General features: G+C 59.7%; 22 protein-coding genes and 2 tRNA genes. 13 read left to right on the forward strand and 11 right to left on the reverse strand.

The annotated features are described in order from the left end of the window. Positions 1–21: 21 nt before the first annotated feature. Both ACY8D3_RS06895 and ACY8D3_RS06900 read right to left on the reverse strand, forming a co-directional pair. A complete protein-coding gene (locus ACY8D3_RS06895; RefSeq protein ID WP_462382802.1) occupies positions 22–405 on the reverse strand; it encodes a hypothetical protein in 384 nt (127 codons plus the stop codon). 81 nt (positions 406–486) lie between these two features. Then, positions 487–1593 (reverse strand): Gfo/Idh/MocA family protein, encoded by a 1107-nt coding sequence (locus tag ACY8D3_RS06900; protein ID WP_462382804.1) that lies wholly within the window; start codon positions 1591–1593, stop codon positions 487–489. Positions 1594–1794: 201 nt separating this feature from the next. Here ACY8D3_RS06900 and ACY8D3_RS06905 point away from each other — a divergent pair, with 201 nt between their 5' ends. Both ACY8D3_RS06905 and ACY8D3_RS06910 read left to right on the forward strand, forming a co-directional pair. Further along, entirely contained in the window at positions 1795–3123 is a 1329-nt protein-coding gene (locus tag ACY8D3_RS06905; protein ID WP_462382806.1) for a DEAD/DEAH box helicase, read from the forward strand. Positions 3124–3221: 98 nt separating this feature from the next. Further along, entirely contained in the window at positions 3222–3929 is a 708-nt protein-coding gene (locus ACY8D3_RS06910; protein ID WP_462382808.1) for a substrate-binding periplasmic protein, read from the forward strand. An 18-nt stretch (positions 3930–3947) separates the two neighbouring features. Here the strand turns inward: ACY8D3_RS06910 and egtD are convergent, their stop codons facing one another. Then, positions 3948–4910: an L-histidine N(alpha)-methyltransferase gene (gene egtD / locus ACY8D3_RS06915; RefSeq protein ID WP_462382810.1), complete on the reverse strand. Its 963-nt coding sequence runs from the start codon at positions 4908–4910 to the stop codon at positions 3948–3950. Between the two features lies 1 nt (position 4911). Then, positions 4912–6219, reverse strand: a complete 1308-nt coding sequence (gene egtB, locus ACY8D3_RS06920) for an ergothioneine biosynthesis protein EgtB (protein WP_462382811.1) — start codon at positions 6217–6219, stop codon at positions 4912–4914. A gap of 347 nt (positions 6220–6566) precedes the next feature. Here egtB and ACY8D3_RS06925 point away from each other — a divergent pair, with 347 nt between their 5' ends. From ACY8D3_RS06925 to ACY8D3_RS06935, 3 genes are all read left to right on the forward strand, one after another. Next, positions 6567–6704, forward strand: a complete 138-nt coding sequence (locus ACY8D3_RS06925) for a hypothetical protein (protein ID WP_462382812.1) — start codon at positions 6567–6569, stop codon at positions 6702–6704. Positions 6705–7028: 324 nt separating this feature from the next. Then, positions 7029–7163, forward strand: coding sequence for a PA1414 family protein (locus ACY8D3_RS06930; RefSeq protein WP_462382814.1), 135 nt, complete (start codon positions 7029–7031; stop codon positions 7161–7163). A 45-nt stretch (positions 7164–7208) separates the two neighbouring features. Then, positions 7209–8051, forward strand: coding sequence for an NAD-dependent protein deacetylase (locus ACY8D3_RS06935; RefSeq protein WP_462382816.1), 843 nt, complete (start codon positions 7209–7211; stop codon positions 8049–8051). Here the strand turns inward: ACY8D3_RS06935 and ACY8D3_RS06940 are convergent. Continuing rightward, on the reverse strand, positions 8048–8947 hold the full coding sequence (locus ACY8D3_RS06940; protein ID WP_462382818.1) for a polyprenyl synthetase family protein: 900 nt from the start codon (positions 8945–8947) through the stop codon (positions 8048–8050). The two genes, ACY8D3_RS06935 and ACY8D3_RS06940, sit on opposite strands and share 4 nt — an antisense overlap. 256 nt (positions 8948–9203) lie before the next feature. Here ACY8D3_RS06940 and fni point away from each other — a divergent pair, with 256 nt between their 5' ends. Genes fni through crtB form a run of 5 tightly spaced genes read left to right on the forward strand, consistent with a single transcriptional unit; the run spans position 9204 to position 15111 of the window. Then, the gene (fni, locus tag ACY8D3_RS06945; protein WP_462382820.1) at positions 9204–10256 is read left to right on the forward strand and encodes a type 2 isopentenyl-diphosphate Delta-isomerase; all 1053 of its coding nucleotides are present in this window, start codon (positions 9204–9206) and stop codon (positions 10254–10256) included. Next, positions 10253–11515 carry a glycosyltransferase gene (locus tag ACY8D3_RS06950; RefSeq protein ID WP_462382822.1) on the forward strand — a complete coding sequence of 421 codons (1263 nt, stop codon included), beginning with the start codon at positions 10253–10255 and terminating at the stop codon, positions 11513–11515. The genes fni and ACY8D3_RS06950 overlap by 4 nt, the downstream gene beginning before the upstream one ends. 13 nt (positions 11516–11528) lie before the next feature. Continuing rightward, positions 11529–12701 (forward strand): lycopene beta-cyclase CrtY, encoded by a 1173-nt coding sequence (gene crtY / locus ACY8D3_RS06955; RefSeq protein ID WP_462382824.1) that lies wholly within the window; start codon positions 11529–11531, stop codon positions 12699–12701. Continuing rightward, entirely contained in the window at positions 12698–14182 is a 1485-nt protein-coding gene (locus ACY8D3_RS06960; protein ID WP_462382826.1) for a phytoene desaturase, read from the forward strand. The genes crtY and ACY8D3_RS06960 overlap by 4 nt, the downstream gene beginning before the upstream one ends. 2 nt (positions 14183–14184) lie before the next feature. Beyond that, complete coding sequence (gene crtB / locus ACY8D3_RS06965) at positions 14185–15111, forward strand: 15-cis-phytoene synthase CrtB (RefSeq protein ID WP_462382828.1); 927 nt, start codon at positions 14185–14187, stop codon at positions 15109–15111. A gap of 14 nt (positions 15112–15125) precedes the next feature. On the opposite strand, the gene ACY8D3_RS06970 is transcribed toward crtB, so the two are convergent. Continuing rightward, on the reverse strand, positions 15126–15644 hold the full coding sequence (locus ACY8D3_RS06970; protein WP_462382830.1) for a sterol desaturase family protein: 519 nt from the start codon (positions 15642–15644) through the stop codon (positions 15126–15128). A gap of 551 nt (positions 15645–16195) precedes the next feature. Here ACY8D3_RS06970 and ACY8D3_RS06975 point away from each other — a divergent pair. Both ACY8D3_RS06975 and ACY8D3_RS06980 read left to right on the forward strand, forming a co-directional pair. After that, a complete protein-coding gene (locus ACY8D3_RS06975) occupies positions 16196–17638 on the forward strand; it encodes an ATPase domain-containing protein (protein ID WP_462382831.1) in 1443 nt (480 codons plus the stop codon). 28 nt (positions 17639–17666) lie between these two features. Next, positions 17667–18038, forward strand: a complete 372-nt coding sequence (locus ACY8D3_RS06980) for a response regulator (protein WP_462382833.1) — start codon at positions 17667–17669, stop codon at positions 18036–18038. 9 nt (positions 18039–18047) lie between these two features. Here the strand turns inward: ACY8D3_RS06980 and ACY8D3_RS06985 are convergent, their stop codons facing one another. Next, complete coding sequence (locus tag ACY8D3_RS06985; protein WP_462382835.1) at positions 18048–18371, reverse strand: DUF3253 domain-containing protein; 324 nt, start codon at positions 18369–18371, stop codon at positions 18048–18050. Between the two features lie 177 nt (positions 18372–18548). Here ACY8D3_RS06985 and ACY8D3_RS06990 point away from each other — a divergent pair, with 177 nt between their 5' ends. After that, positions 18549–18938 carry a septal ring lytic transglycosylase RlpA family protein gene (locus ACY8D3_RS06990; protein WP_462382837.1) on the forward strand — a complete coding sequence of 130 codons (390 nt, stop codon included), beginning with the start codon at positions 18549–18551 and terminating at the stop codon, positions 18936–18938. 44 nt (positions 18939–18982) lie between these two features. Here the strand turns inward: ACY8D3_RS06990 and ACY8D3_RS06995 are convergent. From ACY8D3_RS06995 to ACY8D3_RS07010, 4 genes are all read right to left on the reverse strand, one after another. Continuing rightward, a tRNA-Asp gene (locus ACY8D3_RS06995) sits at positions 18983–19059 on the reverse strand. 35 nt (positions 19060–19094) lie between these two features. Then, positions 19095–19170: transfer RNA gene (locus ACY8D3_RS07000), tRNA-Val, on the reverse strand. 83 nt (positions 19171–19253) lie between these two features. Continuing rightward, positions 19254–20162: a serine/threonine-protein kinase gene (locus tag ACY8D3_RS07005; RefSeq protein WP_462384277.1), complete on the reverse strand. Its 909-nt coding sequence runs from the start codon at positions 20160–20162 to the stop codon at positions 19254–19256. Positions 20163–20341: 179 nt separating this feature from the next. Continuing rightward, entirely contained in the window at positions 20342–21064 is a 723-nt protein-coding gene (locus ACY8D3_RS07010) for a PP2C family protein-serine/threonine phosphatase (protein ID WP_462382838.1), read from the reverse strand. Positions 21065–21066: the final 2 nt, after the last annotated feature.

Below are 21066 nucleotides of genomic sequence, written 5' to 3' on the forward strand. Positions count from 1 at the left end.
TCAAGTCTGGCAGGCAGGTTTTCAGTCTTCATCCATCCGTTCCAGTACGAACAGGGCTTTCGTCTCGGCTGGCTGGTCATGTACGTAGTACATGGTGATGTGGCCATCCTTGCCCGTGACGCCAAGATAGTCGCCGGATGTCACCGTGAAGTGATCCGATTGCCCAGCCTCGGCTTCGGGTTCGATATGGGCCTTGAAGAAATGCACTTCATCGCCATCGCCGAAATACGCTTCACGTTCGTCTACATCCCAATCGGCCGGTACTTCGAACGGCCCTGCAATCAGGATGCGGCCATCGCCAAGCTCTCGCTCCTCGTCGGCGTCATTTGGGTCCGGTCGAAACACTACGCAGTCCAGCGCCTCGGGATGGGCGAGTAGAGCGGCACGGTCGAGTTCGGTAGACATGGCGACATCCAGTGAAAAGGGGGCGCCCAGCATCCCATAAAGCATCGGTCTGCGGGAGGTGCATCGCACCTCCCGTCGTCTTCACTCGTTGGGCTCTTCTGTCGAAATGTAGGGCGGCACTTCCGCCAGGGGTAGACGGCGAGCCTGTTCGGAATTGATGCCGGGACGCTTTGGAAGCGGATCGAGCTTCTGTGGCGTGTTTGTCTTCAGGCAGCGCTCGACTGCCGCGACTACGCGTACATCACGCCAGCCTTCGTCACCGTCCGGCTCCGGGTCGCGGTCCTGCAGGATGCAGTCTGAAAAGTACTGGGTTTCGCCAGCAAACTGGTCTACGACTGGATGGTCGTGTTCGGTAGTTTCACCCTGGATGGTCGCGCGGTAGCGAATCGCGACCCCTTCCCCGAAACCGAAGCAAGGTGACGCCTCGAATTCGCCTTTGGTACCCACCAGCTGGAAGCGCTGCGTACCGGGTAGGGCATAGCTGACGATGAAGGTTGCCATACGCTCGCCAGGAAAACGGAGCGTTACGTTCACGGTATCGGGGGTATTGATTTCCTCGCCCGGGGTTTGGGTCGCTACCGCATACACTTCGATCGGCTCCTCACCGAAAAGGCTACGTGCCGCATTGATCGGGTAAGGGCCCATGTCCGCAACGGGGCCCGCCCAGAAGCCGTTCTGCATCCGGTGGTTGGAGGGCTTCGTCATTTGCGTGAACGTCGCGTTGAAGACGCGGGGATCACCAATTTCGCCCTGACTTATACGGCCGATCATTTCAACGGTGGCGGGCTCGAAGTGCAGGCGGTACGCGATCATCAGCTTCGCACCGGACTTTTTCGCCGCTTCGGAAATGGCCAGGCAATCCTCTTCGCTGGTGGCCATTGGCTTTTCCAACAGGACATGGATGCCGGCTTCCAATGCGGGTACCGCAAACTCACGGTGACGGAAATTCGGTGTGGCGAGGTAGATGGCATCGATCTCGCCCGATTTCAGGAGGTCCGGAAATTGCTCATAGCTGTAGCTGTTGAGGCCGTAGCGTTTTGCCAGTTCGTCGGCCTTGATCGGGTCGCCCGTTACGAGCGCGGTCATCTCCGAGTTGTCGGTCTGTCCAACGCCAGGCATGAATGCGCCCTGCGAAATCCAGCCACCAGCCACTACGGCGTATCGAACCTTCTGTCTTGCATCTGCCATCATCTTCTCCAGTCGAGCCTGTACGGGTCCAGCGATAGGGAATGGCCAGCTCGAATGCTGCCCTCTATTTAACGGCAGGCGAGATGCCCGTTAAGTTCAGTGCAGGTGGCCGATGGCGTGCAGCTCATTTCAATCGAGTTTCGTCGGCGTTAGCGGTACGCTATGCGATTCGCAATCGTTGCCGCCCGTTTGAGGTTTTCCGTGTTCGCTGATTTCGCCTTGCATGACCGCCTGCTCAAAGCCATCGAGGAGCTGTCGTTCACGACGCCCACGCCTGTCCAGGCGGCGGCCATACCGCCTGCGATGGAAGGACACGATCTGCGGGTCACAGCGCGGACAGGAAGCGGGAAGACCGCAGCATTCGTATTGCCACTGCTGCACAAGCTTCTACAAAACGCGGGCAAGCGGGTCGCCATTCGATCGTTGATCCTGCTGCCTACTCGCGAGCTGGCGCAGCAGACGTTGAAGGAAGTCGAGCGCTTCTCTGCGTTCACCTTTCTAAAGTCTGGCATCGTGACGGGGGGCGAGAACTTCAAGGAGCAGGCTGCGCTGCTGCGTAAGGTACCTGACGTCCTGATCGCCACACCGGGTCGAATGATCGAACACCTTGATGCCGGTAACCTCGACCTAAAAGACGTGGAAGTGCTGGTGCTCGACGAAGCCGACCGCATGCTCGACATGGGCTTCGCCGACGATGTGCTCCGCCTGGCTGACGAGGCGGCGAATCGCAGCCAGACGCTGCTGTTTTCAGCGACGACCGGGGGTGCGGCGCTGCGTGACGTCGTAACCAAGGTACTCCGCGATCCTGTGCGCCTGCATTTGGACAGCGTAGGCGATCTGAACGAAGAGGTGCAGCAGCAGATCATCACCGCCGATGATGCCGGCCACAAGGAACGCATCACTCAATGGCTGCTGACCCACGAAACTTTCGAGAAGGCGATCGTTTTCTGTAACACCCGGGCGCAAGCTGACCGCCTTTATGGCCATCTGGTCGCCGGGGACTTCAAGGCATTCGTATTGCACGGCGACAAGGACCAAAAGGACCGCAAACAGGCCATCGAGCGCTTCCGGCAGGGCAGCAACCGCGTGCTGGTCGCCACTGATGTCGCGGCGCGCGGCCTCGATATCGAAGGGTTGGACCTGGTGATCAACTTCGACATGCCGCATTCCGGCGACGAATACGTTCACCGTATCGGCCGTACGGGCCGCGCCGGTTCAGCCGGCACTGCCATCTCGCTGATCTGCCACACCGACTGGAATCTCATGTCCAGCATTGAGCGCTACCTGAAGCAGCGTTTCGAGCGTCGAGTCATCAAAGAGCTCAAGGGAAGCTATCTTGGGCCGAAAAAGGTGAAGGCGTCAGGCAAGGCGGTGGGCGTGAAAAAGAAGAAGGTCGACAAGAAGGCCTCTGCCAAGGCGAGCTCAAAGCCCAAGCGCAGCCCCGCTGGCAAGAGGCCGGCCCGTCCGGCCTCCGAGGTCGTCAGTGCTGACGGCATGGCGCCCCTGAAACGCCGCAAACCCGACGCCTGATCGAGTCCCATCCACCACGCGCAAGGACGGTGATCGCGTAATCTTCGGAGTAACGTGACGTGCCATGCGTTGCCTGCATTTTGAGGCTGACCTGCGTCATGCTGTGCCTCATATCCACGACGGCCATGGCGGGCCCTTTGGTATTTGGATTTTCAGCCGGCAAGCCCCCGTACGTGTTCGATCACGAGCCACGGGGGCTTGAGTACGAAATCATCGAAGCCTCGTTCAACAGAGCAGGAATCGCGTTCGAGGCGCGGTACCTGCCGATCGACCGGCTCCATCTCTCCTTGGAGCGGGGGGATCTGGGTGCCGTCGCCAGCACAAATGTCCAGGGCGGGTTGTCGAACGTCGCCTATTCCGATGTCTATCTACAGCAGCAGAACGTGGCGATTGCGCTGGCCAGCCGCGGCTATGCGATAGACAGCATCGAGGACCTTGCCGTCCATTCGATCAGTACCTTCCAGAATGCGCACCGATTGCTGGGGCCAGTCTTCGGCAAAATGGCAGAGCGCAATGCCCTCTACCGTGAAGAAGCACAGCAGATCATCCGTAATCGAATGCTCTATTCGGGCCGCATTGACATTGTTATTGCCGATCTCAGGATTCATCATCACCTGAACACGGCGGCGCAGCGCGACGTCGACACAACACAGTCCATTACGATCTACCCGATATTCCCGCCCACTCCCTATCGCGTTGCATTCCGGGATCCGGGTCTACGAGACCGCTTCAATGACGCGTTAGCGAAGATTCGGGCAAACGGCGAATACGATGCGATCGTTCGTCGCTACGCCGGAGAAGACTAACCCCGGCGTAGCGACGCCTTAGATGCGCTCGAGATAATGGACGCTGAACAGGCGCTGTGCGTCGGTCCACATGGCAACAGCCCTGAAGCCCCCTTCGGCCGCCAGCAACCTGAAATTCTCAGGCGTGTACTTGTAGGAGTTTTCGGTATGCAGGCTTTCGCCGCGTGCAAAATCGAAGCGCTGGCCCTCGATATGGACTGACTGTGCTTTGGCGCTGATCAAATGCATCTCGATGCGGGACTCGGCTTCATTGAAGAACGCGTGGTGGACGAAACGCGTCGGGTCCAGATCGGTTTCCAGTTCCTTGCGAATCCGCTCGAGCACATTGAGGTTGAATGCCGCCGTAACGCCAGCCTCGTCGTTGTAGGCGGCTTCGAGCACCTGTGTATCCTTGACAAGATCGACCCCGATCAGAAGGCCGCCACCGCTCGGCAACATCGAATGCAGGTTGCGTAAGAAGTCCAACGCAGCGCTCGGCGTGAAATTGCCGATACTCGAGCCAGGGAAGAACGCGACGGATCGGGTACCATCCAGATGCGTCGGCAGGCTCATGGGTTGGGAGAAGTCGGCGCATGCCGCCTGTACGTCAAGCCAAGGGTAATCCGCAGCCAAACGACGCGTGCTGGACAGTAGGAAATCCTGGCTGATGTCGATGCCAAGATAGCTGGCAGGGCGGAGTGCTTCAAGCAGCAACCGAACCTTGCGACTGGCGCCGCTTCCGAGTTCGATGAGTGTTGCTTGCTGGCCAGCGATGTCCGATATGTCGTTCGCGGCCTGCCTGAGGATGTGCTCTTCGGTACGCGTCGGATAGTACTCTGGCTGCTGGCAGATCTGCTCGAACAGTTCCGATCCTTTCTGGTCGTAGAAGAACTTCGGCGAGATTGCCTTGGGCGATTGGGCGAAACCGGCCAGCACCTCATCGCGCAAAGAGTCCGTGGCTTCATGGGAGCGCTGGTCGTGGAAGCGGATCGCGAGTGCCATATCAGACATCCTTGGCGAGGCGCAGGCCTGCGAACTGCCAGCGCATATGGGGATAGAAGAAATTGCGATAGGTCAGCCGCATATGACTGCGGGGCGTCGCACAGCAACCGCCGCGCAAAACCATCTGTCCGGACATGAACTTCCCGTTGTATTCACCGAGCGTACCCTCGAGCGGCTTGAAGCCCGGGTAGGCGGTGTAGGCGTCTGCCGTCCATTCCCAGACGTCGCCGAACATCTGGATCGGGCCTTCCTCACTGTTTTCATGCGCAGCGACCGGCTGGAGGTAATCCGTTTCCAGGAAATTACCCGCGATCTCCTGTTCAGCCGCAGCGACTTCCCATTCCGCCTCGGTCGGCAGGCGTGCGCCCGCCCAGCGTGCAAAGGCGTCGGCTTCGTAATAGCTGATGTGGCAGACCGGAGCATCTGGATCGAGTCGCCGCAGACCGCCTAGTGTGAACTCGAACCAACCGTCATCGCCGAAACGGTGCCAATACAGCGGCGCGTGCCAGCCATTTGCCTGGATCAAGGCCCAGCCGTCCGACAGCCATAAATCCGGCCGGGCATAGCCCCCATCTGCAATGAAGGCGAGGTATTCCGCATTACTGACCGGGTGATGTGCCAATGCGAAGTCTTCAAGGTAGCGGCGGTGACGCGGGCGCTCATTGTCGAACGCAAACACGGCCTGCTCGCTTGCTCCGATTTCATGGACGCCCCCGGCGAAACGGTGCCACTGCGTTTCGGTGCGGGACTTTGGGCTGACAGCTTCAAGATCGTTGCGATAGACCGGGTAGACCGGGTTTTGCGCCAGGATGTGCTTGATGTCCATCACCAACAGCTCTTGATGCTGTTGTTCGTGGTGGAGCCCCAGGCGCATCCGCCGGCAAATCTCTTCGGCGTGCTCAGCAGGCGCATTGCTCAAAAGGTCGGCAATGGCGATATCAACGTGCTGGCGGAAGCGGTACACGTCATCGACGCCTGGCCGCGATAGCACGCCACGCTTCGCGCGCGGGAACGGTACACCATGGGTCTGGTAGTAAGAATTGAACAGGTGGTCGTAGACCTCGTCCAGCGGGTGATAGCCCTTCAGGAAGGGTTTGAGAATAAACGCCTCGTAGAACCACGTGACGTGCGCCAGATGCCATTTGGGCGGACTCACATCAGCCATGCTCTGCACGACATAGTCTTCAACTTCAAGTGGCGCGCAGATCGCCTCGCTGTATGTGCGAACGTCCTGATAAAGGTCGAAGAGTGTGCGCTCCTGTTCGTCAGGAGCGGCTGGCTCCATTGGCTGTAGGGCCAGATTCGACATGCGGCTGCCTCCTGTTGGCAGGTCGGTGCATCGATGCGCGAGAGGCCCTTCGGACCGTCTTGTCGCCAATGGGCGTGGCGCTGCCAAGCAGATATAAACGCCCGGCGAGCTCGTTCAACTGCGGTGAACCCTAGTGAACCGACCCGATTGCGAGACGGAAAGTTTCCCGGGGACGGCGCGTTCGTCAAATGGCCGATGTCGATGTGCCACTTTGTGATGAACTTCTTGGCATGGCTCGACATCTGATCTGCAGATGTGCCCAGGATCAACGGGGCGCCGGCATCGGACCGCGGGAGCGGCCGAGACATCAGGACAGTTGCTGGCCAGCCCACCACCGAGGATGAATGATGAAGGTTTCCGACCTGTTTTCCGGTGTTTCTCAGGACGAGCGCGATTCGGCTCCACCCACACCCACCCGCCCGCTTTCCCTTCTTCCGTTTTACGGCCTGCTCGTTATTGCCTGCCTGCTCGCCATGATGAGCTGAGCTGAACGGTCAGGGGACCTGCGCTGTGAATTGCCGTAGGTCGCCGTCACGTCAGGTGCCTTGTTCACTTGACGCCGATAAATAACAGCCTGTTACGTGCCGCTGGGGACGTCGCCGAAACTATCGCTGACGGCGCCGTGTCGACTTTGTAAATCGGTCAAGAATATGGGCGTGCACCGGGATAGCTTTTGCGACGTCTCATCTCGTTCCGACGAACGTCGAATAAAAAAGAAACCCGCTCGGCCGATACAACCGATAGAGACGAGAGTAATCTCAACCTACGGCCAATTGGCCGCAGGCCTGTAGTCGAGAAGGAGGCTACCCATGAAAGCACGCTTCGAACACATCATTTGGCAAATCGGTGTTGCGCTCGGCCTCATAGAGGCGCCGAAACTGCAGCGGATCCCCGTGCGTAGCCGCGAACGAGAGCGGCTCGCTGCGGAGCGTCGCGCTCGCTGATGTGCCGAGGTGCAGCAAGGTGAAAGCGGAATAGGGCACGTCCGAATGTCGGCTTTGGAACTGGACGATGCCCTTGCCACAATCGCTAGCTGCATGGCGGCGGGTAATATGCTCGTTGTTACCGGCGCGGGCATCAGTACGGCGTCCGGTATACCTGATTATCGAGACAGGGACGGCGTAAGGCGCGGTCGCCCGCCCATGATGTATCAGGAATTTGCCACGTCCCAAGCGTCGCGGAAGCGGTACTGGGCCAGGAGCACGGTTGGTTGGCCACGGGTAAGGGATGCGGGTCCGAATGAGGCTCATACCGCCCTCGCCGAGGTGGGACAAACGGGCCTGCTTGGTGGCCTCATCACTCAGAACGTTGACGGGTTGCACCAGAAGGCGGGTAGCGTTGACGTTGTCGATCTGCATGGCAACCTGCATCGGGTGCGCTGCATGGATTGCCAGTCAGTGTCCGATAGAGAGGCCCTGCAAAACGTACTGGTCTCTTCGAATCCTGCGTTGGCGGATGTCGACGCGATCCTGGCCCCCGATGGTGATGCGTTGCTCGCCAGCGAATTCCTCGAGGGCTTCCAGCTCCCGTCCTGCCGTTGTTGCGGTGGGTCACGGCTGAAGCCGGACGTCGTGTTCTTCGGGGAGAATGTGGCGCCTCCGGTGGCAGCAAAGGCCGCGACCCTGGCCGCTCAGGCAGACGCGATGCTGGTCATCGGGTCTTCCTTGATGGCGTTTTCGGCGTTCAGGCTGTGCAAAGCGGTGGCAGCACGTGGGAAGCCCATCTTCGCGCTGAACCATGGGACGACGCGAGCAGACGACATGCTGACCCTGAAGCTCGAGGTCTCCTGCGAGCGCGTCCTGCCTGTCTTGCGCGCGCTCGTGGCTGGCTAACGACTGAACATCCTGTGCAGGTACTGGCTTATCAGCCCGTTAGGGCCATAAACGCGCGCCAGTTCGGTATCGGCCGCCTCGATATGGCCTCGTAGCCTGCGGCTGACTTCCTCGCGCCCTAGAAGAGCGAGGAGGGTCGACTTGCCGATGTCCTGGCCTGAATCCTTGCCTGTCTGCTGGCTGTCGCAGGTGTCTTGAAGATCATCATAGAGCTGAAACGCCTGACCCAGCTCCAGCGCGAAGTTACGCAGCGATTGTCGCGTCATGTCCGATGCGCCTGCAATCAACCCCGCCATTTCCAACGCCGTACCGAAAAGTACTCCTGTCTTCAGTTCGTTGGTATCCAGAATCTCTTCCGGACGGCGCTCGCCGTTGCCTTCTCGCAGATCGCGGTACTGACCTCGGACCAGCCCCTGCGTACCCACGACACCGGCCAGGCTGGCCACCAGACGATTGCGCGTGGTGGGTGGCACGCCCGACAGCGAGGCCACCACCCTGAAGGCCTGGCTCAAAAGGGCAACGGAGGCCAGTACGGCAACGTCTTCGCCAAAGTGCTTGTGAATGGTGGGGCGCCCACGACGTAACGCGGCGTCATCCATGCACGGCATGTCGTCAAGGATGAGTGACGCCGAATGGACCATCTCCACGGCGCAGGCCAGCTCGACCAAGTCGGGCTTGTCGTAACCCAGCTCTCGTGCTGCCATCATCAGGAGCAGTGGGCGAATACGCTTTCCGGGCGCCAATGTGCTTTCGCGCATGGCCAGACATACGAGATCCCGCTCGTCGTTTGGGCTCGGCAGGACGAGCGCCAGACGATCATCCAATTCCTGGCGCATGGCCGCCAGCGTATCCGGCAAGGCGGTGCGTAGAGCCACGCTGGTTGCGAGTGTCGTCATGGTAGCCGGTCTCCCTTCGGTATGTGGCGATTCGACCGCATCTGTTATCTGTGTTTTCGAGCGGCGCCGCGCATCGAACGTGCTTGAACGGGGCTTGGATTGTGATTCCAGAGGTTGCCGGCAAGGGAACGTCGATGCCTACCACGTTGCCATATAGATCGTTGAACAACTATGTTGTACAACCCTTGTACAATAAAGTCGGCTTACCCAAAGGGACAGCTAAGTCGGCAAAAAATCCCTTTGGCTGGAGCAATTCATGGAGATAGGCCACTTGGTGAGCCGAAAGGACGACCACCTGGACATCGTCCTTGATGCTCATCGTGCGCGAAACGTCGTCGACGCTGGCTTCTCCGACTATACCTTCGAACACTGCGCATTGCCCGAGCTCATGCTGGATGACATCGATCTGGGGATGTCTCTTTTTGGCCGCGCATTGCGCGCGCCTTTCCTGATCAGTTCGATGACTGGCGGTGCGCGCAGGGCAACCGATATCAATCGGCATCTGGCCGAGGCAGCCAACGCACTCGGCATCGCGTTGGCCGTCGGGTCACAGCGGGTGGCCCTTCAGACCGAGTCCAACCATGGCCTGACCCCCGAACTTCGTAGGTATGCACCTGACGTGCCGATCCTGGCAAATCTTGGCGCCGCTCAGCTCACCCAGGGCGGCTCCGAGCTAGCACGGCGAGCCGTTGAAATGATCGAAGCGGACGCGCTGATCATTCATTTGAACCCACTTCAGGAAGCCGTACAGGTTGGCGGTGACCGGGATTGGCGAGGCGTCCTCGATGCGATTCACCGCCTCGTTTCAGCATTGCACGTGCCGGTAGTGGTGAAAGAAGTAGGCGCAGGACTATCAGGCAGAATTGCTGCCGCCTTGGTCGACGCCGGCGTAAGTGCCGTGGATGTCGCGGGGGCGGGCGGCACGAGCTGGGCGGCCGTGGAAGGCGAACGAGCCCAGGACCCGGCAGATCGTGCCGTAGCCATGGCGTTTGCTGGGTGGGGAATTCCTACCGCACGCGCGGTGATCGATGTTCGCTCAGCCGTGCCTGACGCATTGCTGATTGCTTCGGGCGGTATACGGGACGGCATTGACGCGGCGAAGGCCATCCGTCTAGGGGCCAACGTGGTGGGCCAGGCTGCCTCTGTGTTGGCCAGTGCGGTCGAATCAACCGAAGCGGTAATAGGGCACTTCGACGTCGTCATTCGTCAACTTCGCATCGCCTGCTTCTGTACTGGGTCTGCCGATCTTGCGGCGCTCCGCCACGCACGCTTGCTACCGGCCGGGCTTGGCGCGGTCCCGCTGGAATGAGCCATTTCGGCTTCGTTGCCCCGGCATTCCCAAGCCACTACCGAGCGCTGGAGGCGGTTGCCTCCCTGTTGGTCGATCGTGGCCACTGCGTCAGCTTTTTTCATCAAGCTGATGCCGCACAGTTCCTCCGTGACCCTCGTATCGGTTTCCACGCGCTGGGTGCTGAAACCCACCCGGACGGTTCGCTCGAGATGGCGCTGCGACGTGCCGCGAGTCCTGGCAGCCCGATCGGTTTGAAGCGTGTGATCGGTGATCTTGCCCGAACGACAGATATGCTTTGTCGCGAGCTGCCTGCTGCGCTTGAGCGCGCCGGCGTGGATACCGTTGTTGGCGACCAGATGGAAGCCGCAGCGGGTCTTTGCGCCGAAGCGCTTGGATTGCCCTATGTCTCGGTAGCGTGTGCTTTGCCTGTCAACCGCGAGCCAGGGATCCCACTGCCGGTTATGCCCTGGGCATTCGATCGGGGTTCGAAGGTCGAGAACCTCTACAAGACCAGTGCCCGCGTCTATGACCTACTCATGTCACCCCACCGGCGTGTCATTGAGCATCATTCCCGCGCGTTTGGGCTGGCGAAGCGCGGCGCCTTGCATGAGTGTCTCTCGCCCTACGCGCAGTTGAGCCAGACCGTGGCCGCATTCGACTTTCCCAGGGAAGCATTGCCGCCGCACTTCCACCATGTCGGTCCCCTGCGCACGAGCGCTGCTACGGCCAAGGCCTTGCCATACGACTTCGATCCCGAGCAGCCCGTCGTTTTTGCGTCGCTGGGGACCCTTCAGGGGCAGCGCATAGGCCTGTTTCGCAAGATCGCCGATGCATGTGCTCGCCAGCGTGCGCAGGTACTGATTGCCCATTGCGGTGGCCTGACCGGGCCGCAAGCAAAAGCGCTGGGCGTGCCCGGACGTGTGTGGGTGACCGACTTCGCGCCTCAGGAGGCCATACTTCGGCGGGCGGATGCCGTCATCACGCACGCCGGGCTCAATACAGTCATGGACGCGTTTGTTGCGCAGACGCCGATCCTCGCGCTACCGATCGCATTCGACCAGCCTGGCGTGGCGGCGCGGGTCGTTCATGCTGGGGCAGGGCTGAAGGCATCCGTGCGATTGGCCAGCGTCCAGGGGCTGAGTACCCGGCTGGAACGACTCCTGGCGGATCCTTCGTTCAAGGCGGCTTCTGGCAGGCTGGGGGGGGCTGTGAACGAAGCAGGGGGCGCAGCCAGAGCAGTCGAAATAATCGAAGCGGTAGCGGCGTGTGAACCTTGACGGAGGCTGCAGTATGAGTCAGCGTTTCGACGTCATTCTGGTGGGGGCAGGTCTAGCCAATGGCCTGATTGCGCTACGGCTGCAAGAAGCAAGGCCTGATCTCCGGTTGCTGCTTTTGGAGCAGGGCGCTGCGCCCTGTGGTAACCACACCTGGTCATTTCACGATGCGGATTTGACGCATGCACAACACCGCTGGCTCGATCCGCTGGTGCATCGTAGGTGGCCCGCATACAGCGTTCGCTTTCCGAAACGTACGCGGCGTCTGGAAAGCGGCTATGCCAGTATCCTTTCTGAAGACCTCGCTGATTATCTCCAAAGCCGGTTAGGCGACCGTTTGCGTTGCAATGCGGTAGTTACCCAACTTGGGCCGAACCATGCGACGCTCTCCACAGGGGAGACATTTGAGGCAGGCGCCGTCATCGATGGACGTGGTACGGCCGATAGTCCGAACATGGCGCTTGGGTACCAGGCGTTTCTCGGGCAAGTGGTGCGTACCGCTGAACCGCACGGCTTGGACGTACCCATCATCATGGATGCGACCGTAACGCAGGGGCAGGGCTACCGTTTCGTTTATGTGCTTCCGTTCAGCTCGGACACCCTCCTGATCGAAGACACCCACTACGTCGACGACCATGGCCTCGCGCCTGACACGTTGCGGACCCATATTGCCGAGTATGCCAATTACCAGAGATGGGCGATTGCCGAGATTCTGCGTGAAGAGCAAGGGGTGCTGCCGATTACTCTGGCCGGCAACCAGGAGGCGTTCTGGCGGGAGTCTCCAGGCCAGCCGCGCGCTGGCCTCCGGGCGGGGCTTTTTCATGCCACGACCGGCTATTCCCTGCCGAGCGCGGTTCGTCTGGCTGATCACGTTGCGAAGCTCGATGCGTTCGATGCGGCCTCCCTTCATGCAGCTATACGGGACCACGCCGAGACTGTCTGGCGCGAGCAAGGCTTCTTTCGCCTCTTGAACCGGATGCTATTCATGGCAGGCGAACCGAATAACCGTTGGCGCGTCATGCAACGCTTCTACGGGCTGTCCGAAGGGTTGATCGAGCGCTTCTATGCCGGTCGGCTCACGTGGCGCGACAAGCTCCGAATCCTGTCCGGCAAACCTCCGGTCCCGGTAGGGCAAGCCTGGGCTGCCATCAACAAGACCGATCCCTTTCAAATAAGGACATCCACATGACTCCACCCAAACGTGCCGTTGTCATAGGCGCGGGTTTTGGCGGTATCGCCCTTGCAATTCGCTTGCAGGCAGGTGGATACCAGACCACGCTGCTGGAGAAGCGCGACAAGCCAGGTGGACGCGCCTATGTGTACGAGGATGAAGGGTTCGTTTTTGACGCGGGCCCAACCGTCATCACCGACCCCTCTGCGCTGGAAGAACTGTTCACGCTGGCGGGCAAACGAATGGCGGACTACGTTGAATTGCTGCCGGTCGATCCGTTTTACCGCCTCTGCTGGGAGGATGGCTCCTACTTCGATTACGTCAATGACCAGGATGCGCTGGATCGTCAGATCCACGCACGCAACCCTGCCGACGTTCAAGGCTACAAGCGCTTCCTCGAATATTCGAAGGCAGTGTTCGAGGAGGGCTATATCAAGCTCGGTGCCGTCCCATTCCTGTCCTTTCGGGACATGTTGCAGGCTGGCCCACAGCTGGCCCGCCTACAGGCATGGACGAGCGTATACGGGATGGTCTCGCGGTTCGTCGAGAACGAGCAGCTCCGCCAGGCGCTTTCGTTCCATTCGCTGCTGGTCGGTGGTAATCCATTCGCTACGTCGTCCATCTATACCCTGATCCATGCTCTGGAGCGGAAATGGGGCGTCTGGTTTCCGAAGGGGGGCACCGGCGCGCTCGTGAAGGGAATGGTCAAGCTCTTCGAAGACCTGGGCGGCCACGTCCACCTCAATGCGGAGGTATCGCGCATTGAAGTGAAGGAAGGGCGCGCTACCGCGGTCAGGCTGGCGGATGGCCAGAGCATTCCTGCTGATACGGTCGCGTCGAACGCGGACGTCATGCATACCTACGACAAGCTGCTTGGGCATCACCCAAGAGGTGCCAAGCAATCTGATACGCTTCGGCGCAAGCGGTACAGCATGTCGCTTTTCGTGCTGTACTTTGGCTTGAACCGTCAGCACACGCAGCTAAGGCACCACACCGTATGCTTCGGCCAGCGCTATCGCGGCCTGATCGAGGACATCTTCAATCGCGACAGCCTTGCAGCTGATTTCTCGCTTTACCTGCATGCCCCGTGTGCGACCGATCCTTCACTGGCGCCGCCTGGCTGTGGCAGTCATTACGTGCTTGCGCCCGTTCCACATCTGGGTAACGCCAATATCGATTGGGAAGAGGAGGGCCCTCGCTATCGCGACCGTATCTTCGATTATCTGGAGCGATTCTATATGCCAGGGCTGCGTGAGGATCTGGTCACGAGCCGCTTCATCACGCCATTCGATTTCCGCGACGAGCTCAATGCGCATCACGGCTCTGCCTTTTCGCTTGAGCCAATACTCACCCAGAGTGCGTGGTTCCGTCCCCATAACCGGGACGCATCGATCCCGAATCTGTATCTGGTAGGCGCGGGCACGCACCCGGGCGCCGGCATTCCTGGCGTCGTCGGGTCTGCGAAGGCGACCGCTGGGTTAATGCTGAGTGAGGTTTGAGCATGGGTGAGGCACTGCTGGATCACGCTACTCGTTCAATCGAGGTTGGATCGAAAAGCTTCGCAACCGCCTCGAAGCTTTTTGACGTTCACACACGCCGTAGCGCGGTGATGCTTTATGCGTGGTGTCGGCATTGTGACGATGTAATCGATGGCCAGGAGGCTGGCTTCGGACAGCAGGCCGGTGACCGCTCGGACAGCGAGGCGCGCCTGGCATCACTGTTGGCTTCGACCCGCCAGGCCTATCGCGGCGAGCCGATGGCGGATCCCGCATTTGCAGCGTTGCAGGCTGTGGTCATGGCGCACCAGATTCCTGAGCGTTTTCCGCTCGAGCATATCGAGGGGTTCGCGATGGACGTCGAGGACCGAACCTATCGAACCCTCGATGACACGCTGCAGTATTGCTACCACGTGGCCGGCGTGGTTGGCGTCATGATGGCCATGGTGATGGGTGCCCGGGATGATGCGACGCTTGACCGGGCCTGTGACCTGGGGCTCGCGTTTCAGCTCACCAATATCGCTCGCGACATTGTCGAGGATGCACACATTGGCCGCTGCTACCTTCCGCTGGAATGGCTGGAGGAACAAAACATCCCGCGCGCTGCGATGGCGGACCCGCGTCACCGTGATGCCTTGGCGATACTGGCCGCCCGGCTGGTGGAAACAGCCGAACCGTACTACGACTCCGCCCAGCTCGGCCTGAGTGCGTTGCCGCTTCGGTCGGCCTGGGCGATTGCGACGGCGCGGGGCGTGTATCGGGAGATTGGCGTGAAGGTCAAGGCCCTCGGACGTTCAGCCTGGGACGCCCGTGTATCGACGTCCAAGGCGGATAAGGTGCGATTGCTGGCAGGTGCGGCAGGTACAGCGTTGGCATCTCGCAGCGCAAGCACGCAGCCACGATCCGATGCGCTATGGAAGCGTCCGCGGTAGAGGGGCGCCCGCACCTACTGGTTTTCTGATGCCTGATCCTTGCGCTGTTTGCGGCCCTCAAGGGACCCGCCATGGATGGTGCGTAATTCCTGCTTGAGGCGATCGACCGACGGCGCCCACAGGAACCCGAACGATACGCAGCCGTCCTTACCATCAACGGCATGGTGCATCCGATGCGCTTGGTAGAGGCGCTTCAGGTAACCCTTGCGCGGAACGTAGCGCAGGGGCCAGCGATGATGGACGAGACCATCATGCGCAAGAAAATAGAGAAAGCCATATCCCGTCATGCCCGCGCCAATCCATTCAAGCGGATGCCAGCCCTGCGTGCCCGCATAGATGAGGGCAATCGCGATGCCTGCGAAGACAACGGCGTACAGATCGTTTTTTTCGAACCAGCCGGCACGGGGTTCATGATGGGACTTGTGCCACCCCCAGCCCCAACCATGCATGATGTATTTGTGGGCCCACCAGGCGAACACTTCCATGCCAGCCAACGTAGCGAGGAATACGAGGGTGTTGGTCAGTATGGACATGTCAACCCTGCCAATGCGGTAAGTCCTCATGATAGCGCGACTGTCCAACGCCATGTTCGGCAGCGTCTGGATGTCGCAGTCGTCCGGCTTGCCGGGTCGCTGCGTGTTGAGTCGCGGATTTGAAGATGCTGACACTACTGGAACGTGGCAAGCGAGTCAGGCTTTGACGCGTTTGGGTCAGCATCGTTTCGAAACGCTGAGGCCCCTTCCATAACGTCGTGTTGCCTTCCTGTATCGCAGAGCGCTTCGTCTTTCGAATGCCACTGTCAGTGCCGGATCCTCGGCTCCAAGTCAGTAGGGCGAGCCGTCAGCTCGAAATACACTTAGGCGACACGGCTGTGTTTGTGGCTTCGGGATCGCTGCTTGCGTGCTTCGGTACCCTCGGTGCGCACACGCGGTAAAGGTCACTGTCACGCGGGAGTTCATGCGTGTGAAACGTATTGCGGCGTTGCCCAGTGTGCGTATCGACCTGTCAAACTCTGACTGTATTGAAGAAACCTGTGTAGGCTATACCGCTCTAAGCGCTCAACATTCATCGAGGCAGACCGGACTTGGAACAGCTAACACGCCTTCGAAGCGGGATTGAAGGGCTCGATGCCCTTTTGAAGGGCGGCTTGGTCGCTGGTGCGTCCTACATCGTTCAAGGTCGTCCCGGCTCGGGCAAGACCATCTTGGCTAACCAGATTGCGTTCAATCATGTGGCGGGCGGCGGCCGTGCGCTGGTCGCGACCCTGCTATCCGAATCGCACGATCGTCTTTTCCAATATCTTTCGACCCTGAGTTTCTTCGACAAGGCCCGCGTGGGTGAAGAAATCCAGTTCGTTAGCGCCTTCGATACCCTTCAAAACGAAGGGTTGGAGGAGGTCGTCAAATTGCTCCGTCGGGAGATCAGCCGTCAGAAAGCGACCGTCCTGGTGGTGGATGGCCTGCTCAATGCTCGGTCGAAGGCAGATACTCAGCTCGACACCAAGAAGTTCATTTCGGAGCTACAAGGGCACGCCGCGTTTGCCGGCTGCACGGTGCTGTTCCTCACCAGCTCCCGTCTAGACGACGGCAGTCCGGAGCATACGATGGTTGATGGGATCATCGAGCTGTCAGACGAGCTCGTAGGCTCGCGTTCCGTAAGGCGTATCCAGGCACGCAAGACTCGCGGCAGCGGTGCACTGTCCGGGCTGCATGAATACGAGATCAATGACGATGGAATTGGTGTTTATCCTCGTATCGAGTCGCTCTACGCACGACCCACTCACCACGACAGCGCCGCACTTACGCGTATTGCCTCGGGCATCGAATCACTGGACCAGGTCGTCGGCGGGGGTGTACCTAGCGCTTCGGTAACGCTCATCACCGGGCCATCGGGAAGTGGCAAGACCACGATCGGGTTGAGTTTCCTTTCGCAATGCACACCCGAAGCGCCAGGCCTCCACTTCGGTTTCTACGAGACACCGGAACGCCTCCGGAACAAAGCCCACGCCATTGGCATCGATATGCAGGGTATGGAGCGAAGTGGCGCATTGCATGTCGAGTGGCAGGCCACTACGGAGGGCCTGCTGGATCATCTCGGCGCGAAGCTGTTACGGATCGTCGAGGAAAAGGGGATCCGGCGGGTATTCATCGATAGCCTGGGTGGCATGGTGCGAGTAGCTAACACTACGCAGCGCCTGACCGAGTATTTTAGTGCGCTGATGAATGAGTTGCGTGCCCGAGATGTTTCCGTATTTGCCACGTGGGAAATGCGTGATCTCTTCAGTTCAGAGATCAACGCACCCGCACCAGAGCTGTCGAGCATCGTCGACAACCTGCTCCTTACACGTTTCGTCGAGCTGGACTCGGAACTCAAGCGGCTTCTTTCGATCCTCAAAATGCGGGACACCTTCTATGACCCCTCGCTGCTGGAAATTGTGATCAGCGATCATGGCGTCAGCCTCGAGAAGACGTTCAGACATGCTACAGCTGTCCTTTCCGGGACTGCTGAACCGCACCCGAACGCATGATCGCGAACGCTACCGGACGTAAGAACGCATGACGACCATCCTTATAGTCGATGACGAATATCTCATAGCGGATATTCTCGGCTATGCGCTGGAAGATGAAGGCTACATGGTGGCGAAGGCCAGCAACGGCCGTAAGGGGCTCGAGGTACTAGACCGAGAGCGTCCGGAGCTCGTCATCACAGACTTCATGATGCCGGTCATGGATGGTCTCGAGTTTGCGCGTGCGATCCGGGCAAGGCCGCAGTCGGCCAACCTTCCCATCATTCTAATGAGCGGGGCGCAGGCCAGCATCGGCCGCGCTGAGCCGGCGCTATTCTCTGCTGTGTTCGACAAGCCTTTCCAGCTGGATGCTGTTCTAGCAACCGTGCGCGCGCTTGTAGGACATGGGGATCGTCACTGACAATCGCCTTCACTTATCGCCATTCGCGGCCGTTTCGTAGTTCGAGCCACGGCGATATCGTATCGGCCCTTTCGACTCCTCCGTCGGGTCCACCGTTTTTGATCCCTGTGTGATCCTGATCAGCTCCTGGCTGGCAAGCTGAGCGCCGACTCGCCTGATACACGGCATCAATTGTCGCCATCCTCCGTTACTGGCGAGCAAGCGGGCCACCTCGGAAGGGCAGATCGAACTCTGGCAGTCGCGGGTGCCCAATAGGCCGAGGATCTCCTTCGCTATGTGATCATCAGTCATTCGCCGTACCTTCATCTCGCGGACATGAACTAAGCATTCCATTTGAACGAAACGGTGATGCCATGATCCCAAGCAAGGCTGACGCACCGCATTCCAAGAATAGAGCGGTCGCGAAAGACCGAAGTCTGCACGATATCCATTGTCCGCAAACCTGATGTCGAGCAGGAGCTGACTTGTGTCACTGCAGGCGTGTTGCCATGTTCCGCTCGGAGGATGAGCATGAGGAAAGGCGTTTCGACTATACGACGTACTCTATACGGTCTGGCGGGTTGGGGGATGGCTTGCATAAGTGCGCACGCAGCGAGCGATGCCGGGGCTTTCGTGCAGAAAGGAAAGGCGTCGCACTATTCAGATCATTTCCAGGGTAAGAAGACCACCAGCGGTGAGCGCTTCGATAACGATGAATTGTCTGCCGCCCACAAAACATTGCCGCTTGGAACAGAGGTTGAAGTAACAAACCTTGAGAATGACAAGAAGGTCACTGTGCGGATCAATGATCGCGGGCCGCATAAGCCAGGCAGGGTAATTGACCTTTCGCAGGAAGCTGCTCGAAAAGTCGATATGCTTGAAGAGGGTGTAGTGCCCGTAAAAGTAGAGAAGGTGGATTGACGAATCAATCCACCTTTTCGGTTCAGGGCGTTACTCCTGAGATATGGCGCAGCGGACGGGACTCGAACCCGCGACCCCCGGCGTGACAGGCCGGTATTCTAACCGACTGAACTACCGCTGCGCGTCGGTTGGACTTTCGTCCATTCTCGCAATGCTTGGTGGCTGATGACGGGATCGAACCGCCGACCCCCTGCGTGTGATGCAGATGCTCTCCCAGCTGAGCTAATCAGCCGATCGCCTTGCGAGGCCGCGAAATTTACGCAGGTATGTCACCTAAGTCAATAGAAAGGTTGAAAATTTTCTAGATTCTTCCGACTAAGCGAAGCGGAGGCGGCTGAACCACATCGATAGGCGACTGGGTGTGGGGCCCGAGAAGTGCCTGGCCAATTCTTGCACGCTGATTAGTCGATCGTTTTCATCGAAGGCGAGTGCGGTACGAAGTGCCTGCCAGCAGTGGTCTGGCATGTCCTTCGGTGGCGACAGCTGCGCCGCCAGATCGAGACCCTTTGCCTGCTTTGCATTGAGGCGGCGGTAGGGATGTGTGCCTGTACATAATTCGTAGATGACGCATGCGACCGCATAGGTGTCCGTCGCTTCGCTCAATCCGCGGCCTTCAATGAGTTCAAGCGCGGCGTATCGGGGCGTCCATGCCGTAAAACGGTCTCTACTGATGCGGGGTAGCCCGTCGAGGACGCCAGCTTGCGCCTGGCCCAATCCGAAGTCGAACAACCGCAGCCCATCCGGCGTGAGCATGATGTTGCTAGGCTTGATATCCCCATGCAGAACGCCGCGTCCATGCGCGTAAGCGATGGCGGCGAGCAGATCTATCACCAGATCACGGGCAGTGACCCACGGGATACCATCCGGCTGATGGGCCAAGGCCTGGTCAAGCGTCTGGCCCTGCAGGAGCTCCAGCACCACATAGGCACGTTGGGCCGCGTTATCCACCTCGAAACCATGCAGTCGTACAACATTGGGATGGTTCAGCCGAAGGGTCAGAACAAACTCGCAGTGCAGCAAGGTGTAGGCATCTGGATAGGAGGCGAATTCGTCGGTCAACGTCTTGATCGCCACCAGGGGCGACGGGTCGCCGAACTGTTGTCTCAGTAGATCCCGGGCACGGTACACGGCTCCCATCCCGCCGATGCCCAGTAACCGCTCGATGCGGTATCGCCCGTTAAGAAGCTTCGGCATGTCCGCGACCGGCACGTCCGCGACCGGCATGTCCGCGACCGGCACATCCGCAACCGCATTTGACTCACATCCGGGCAAGACGCTTGCGGGTACGCCAGTCACCAACGCCTCTGGCGGCTTGGCGACATCACGAAGGGCAGCACCTGCGAACGCGTAGCGGGTCAGGTCATCCTCCCCGTCTGCGACGGCAGGTAGGGCAATTGTGCCTGTCATAGGCGGACCACCACGGCGCCGAGATTGTCTCGCGCAGGCCCCTGAAGAGCACGGTCGAACAGCTGACGCAGTGCTGCCGCGGGAGACTTGAGGCTGAGCGCTTCGCCCATTTCGGCCTGGTTGAGCGAGCGGTACAGTCCATCTGTGCAAAGAAGAAAGGTATCGCCGGGTTGCGTCTCAAGTTCAAGCAGATCCAATTCCAGGTGCTCATTCGCACCCACGGCGCGGGTCAGTGCATGTGCACCAGGGTGCCGCAGTGCCTGATCTTCGGTCAGCCCGTTGTTGTCCATCAGATGTTGCATCAGGCAATGGTCGCGGGTGAGGAGATACAGGCAATTGTTACGCCAGAGATAGCAACGACTGTCTCCTGCCCAAATGCATGTCGCGCGTCTCCCCTCGGCCAGCAGGGCCACCACCGTACTACCGACCAGCGCGTCCTCTCGCCAGGCCTGGAGCGTGATGTCACGCTCCAGGCAACGGTTGACGGCATGGAGACGTTGTCGGGTCTCGTGTACGCGCGCGTCCAGATTGCCATCCAGCGGTTCCGCCAGATATTCGACAATCAACCGACTGGCGAGCGCACCGTTCTGATGACCGCCCATCCCGTCCGCCGCTGCCCATAAGCCCTGGTTCGGGCAATCCAGGACCGCATCTTCGTTTCGTGCGCGGACCTTGCCGGTGTCCGTCCGCGCCGCACTTTGCCAACGAGATCGCAGCATTG

The sequence above is a fragment of the Pseudomonas sp. Marseille-QA0892 genome (assembly GCF_054950135.1).

What these genes read in the sequence shown, in the direction of transcription:
- ACY8D3_RS06895 (WP_462382802.1), bottom strand. Translation starts at nt 405, where the DNA reads ATGTCTACCGAACTCGACCGTGCCGCTCTACTCGCCCATCCCGAGGCG.
- ACY8D3_RS06900 (WP_462382804.1), bottom strand. Translation starts at nt 1,593, where the DNA reads ATGGCAGATGCAAGACAGAAGGTTCGATACGCCGTAGTGGCTGGTGGC.
- ACY8D3_RS06910 (WP_462382808.1), top strand. Translation starts at nt 3,222, where the DNA reads ATGCTGTGCCTCATATCCACGACGGCCATGGCGGGCCCTTTGGTATTT.
- egtD (WP_462382810.1), bottom strand. Translation starts at nt 4,910, where the DNA reads ATGGCACTCGCGATCCGCTTCCACGACCAGCGCTCCCATGAAGCCACG.
- egtB (WP_462382811.1), bottom strand. Translation starts at nt 6,219, where the DNA reads ATGTCGAATCTGGCCCTACAGCCAATGGAGCCAGCCGCTCCTGACGAA.
- ACY8D3_RS06925 (WP_462382812.1), top strand. Translation starts at nt 6,567, where the DNA reads ATGAAGGTTTCCGACCTGTTTTCCGGTGTTTCTCAGGACGAGCGCGAT.
- ACY8D3_RS06930 (WP_462382814.1), top strand. Translation starts at nt 7,029, where the DNA reads ATGAAAGCACGCTTCGAACACATCATTTGGCAAATCGGTGTTGCGCTC.
- ACY8D3_RS06935 (WP_462382816.1), top strand. Translation starts at nt 7,209, where the DNA reads ATGTCGGCTTTGGAACTGGACGATGCCCTTGCCACAATCGCTAGCTGC.
- ACY8D3_RS06940 (WP_462382818.1), bottom strand. Translation starts at nt 8,947, where the DNA reads ATGACGACACTCGCAACCAGCGTGGCTCTACGCACCGCCTTGCCGGAT.
- fni (WP_462382820.1), top strand. Translation starts at nt 9,204, where the DNA reads ATGGAGATAGGCCACTTGGTGAGCCGAAAGGACGACCACCTGGACATC.
- ACY8D3_RS06950 (WP_462382822.1), top strand. Translation starts at nt 10,253, where the DNA reads ATGAGCCATTTCGGCTTCGTTGCCCCGGCATTCCCAAGCCACTACCGA.
- crtY (WP_462382824.1), top strand. Translation starts at nt 11,529, where the DNA reads ATGAGTCAGCGTTTCGACGTCATTCTGGTGGGGGCAGGTCTAGCCAAT.
- ACY8D3_RS06960 (WP_462382826.1), top strand. Translation starts at nt 12,698, where the DNA reads ATGACTCCACCCAAACGTGCCGTTGTCATAGGCGCGGGTTTTGGCGGT.
- crtB (WP_462382828.1), top strand. Translation starts at nt 14,185, where the DNA reads ATGGGTGAGGCACTGCTGGATCACGCTACTCGTTCAATCGAGGTTGGA.
- ACY8D3_RS06970 (WP_462382830.1), bottom strand. Translation starts at nt 15,644, where the DNA reads ATGTCCATACTGACCAACACCCTCGTATTCCTCGCTACGTTGGCTGGC.
- ACY8D3_RS06980 (WP_462382833.1), top strand. Translation starts at nt 17,667, where the DNA reads ATGACGACCATCCTTATAGTCGATGACGAATATCTCATAGCGGATATT.
- ACY8D3_RS06985 (WP_462382835.1), bottom strand. Translation starts at nt 18,371, where the DNA reads ATGGAATGCTTAGTTCATGTCCGCGAGATGAAGGTACGGCGAATGACT.
- ACY8D3_RS06990 (WP_462382837.1), top strand. Translation starts at nt 18,549, where the DNA reads ATGAGGAAAGGCGTTTCGACTATACGACGTACTCTATACGGTCTGGCG.
- ACY8D3_RS07005 (WP_462384277.1), bottom strand. Translation starts at nt 20,162, where the DNA reads ATGCCGGTCGCGGACGTGCCGGTCGCGGACATGCCGAAGCTTCTTAAC.
- ACY8D3_RS07010 (WP_462382838.1), bottom strand. Translation starts at nt 21,064, where the DNA reads ATGCTGCGATCTCGTTGGCAAAGTGCGGCGCGGACGGACACCGGCAAG.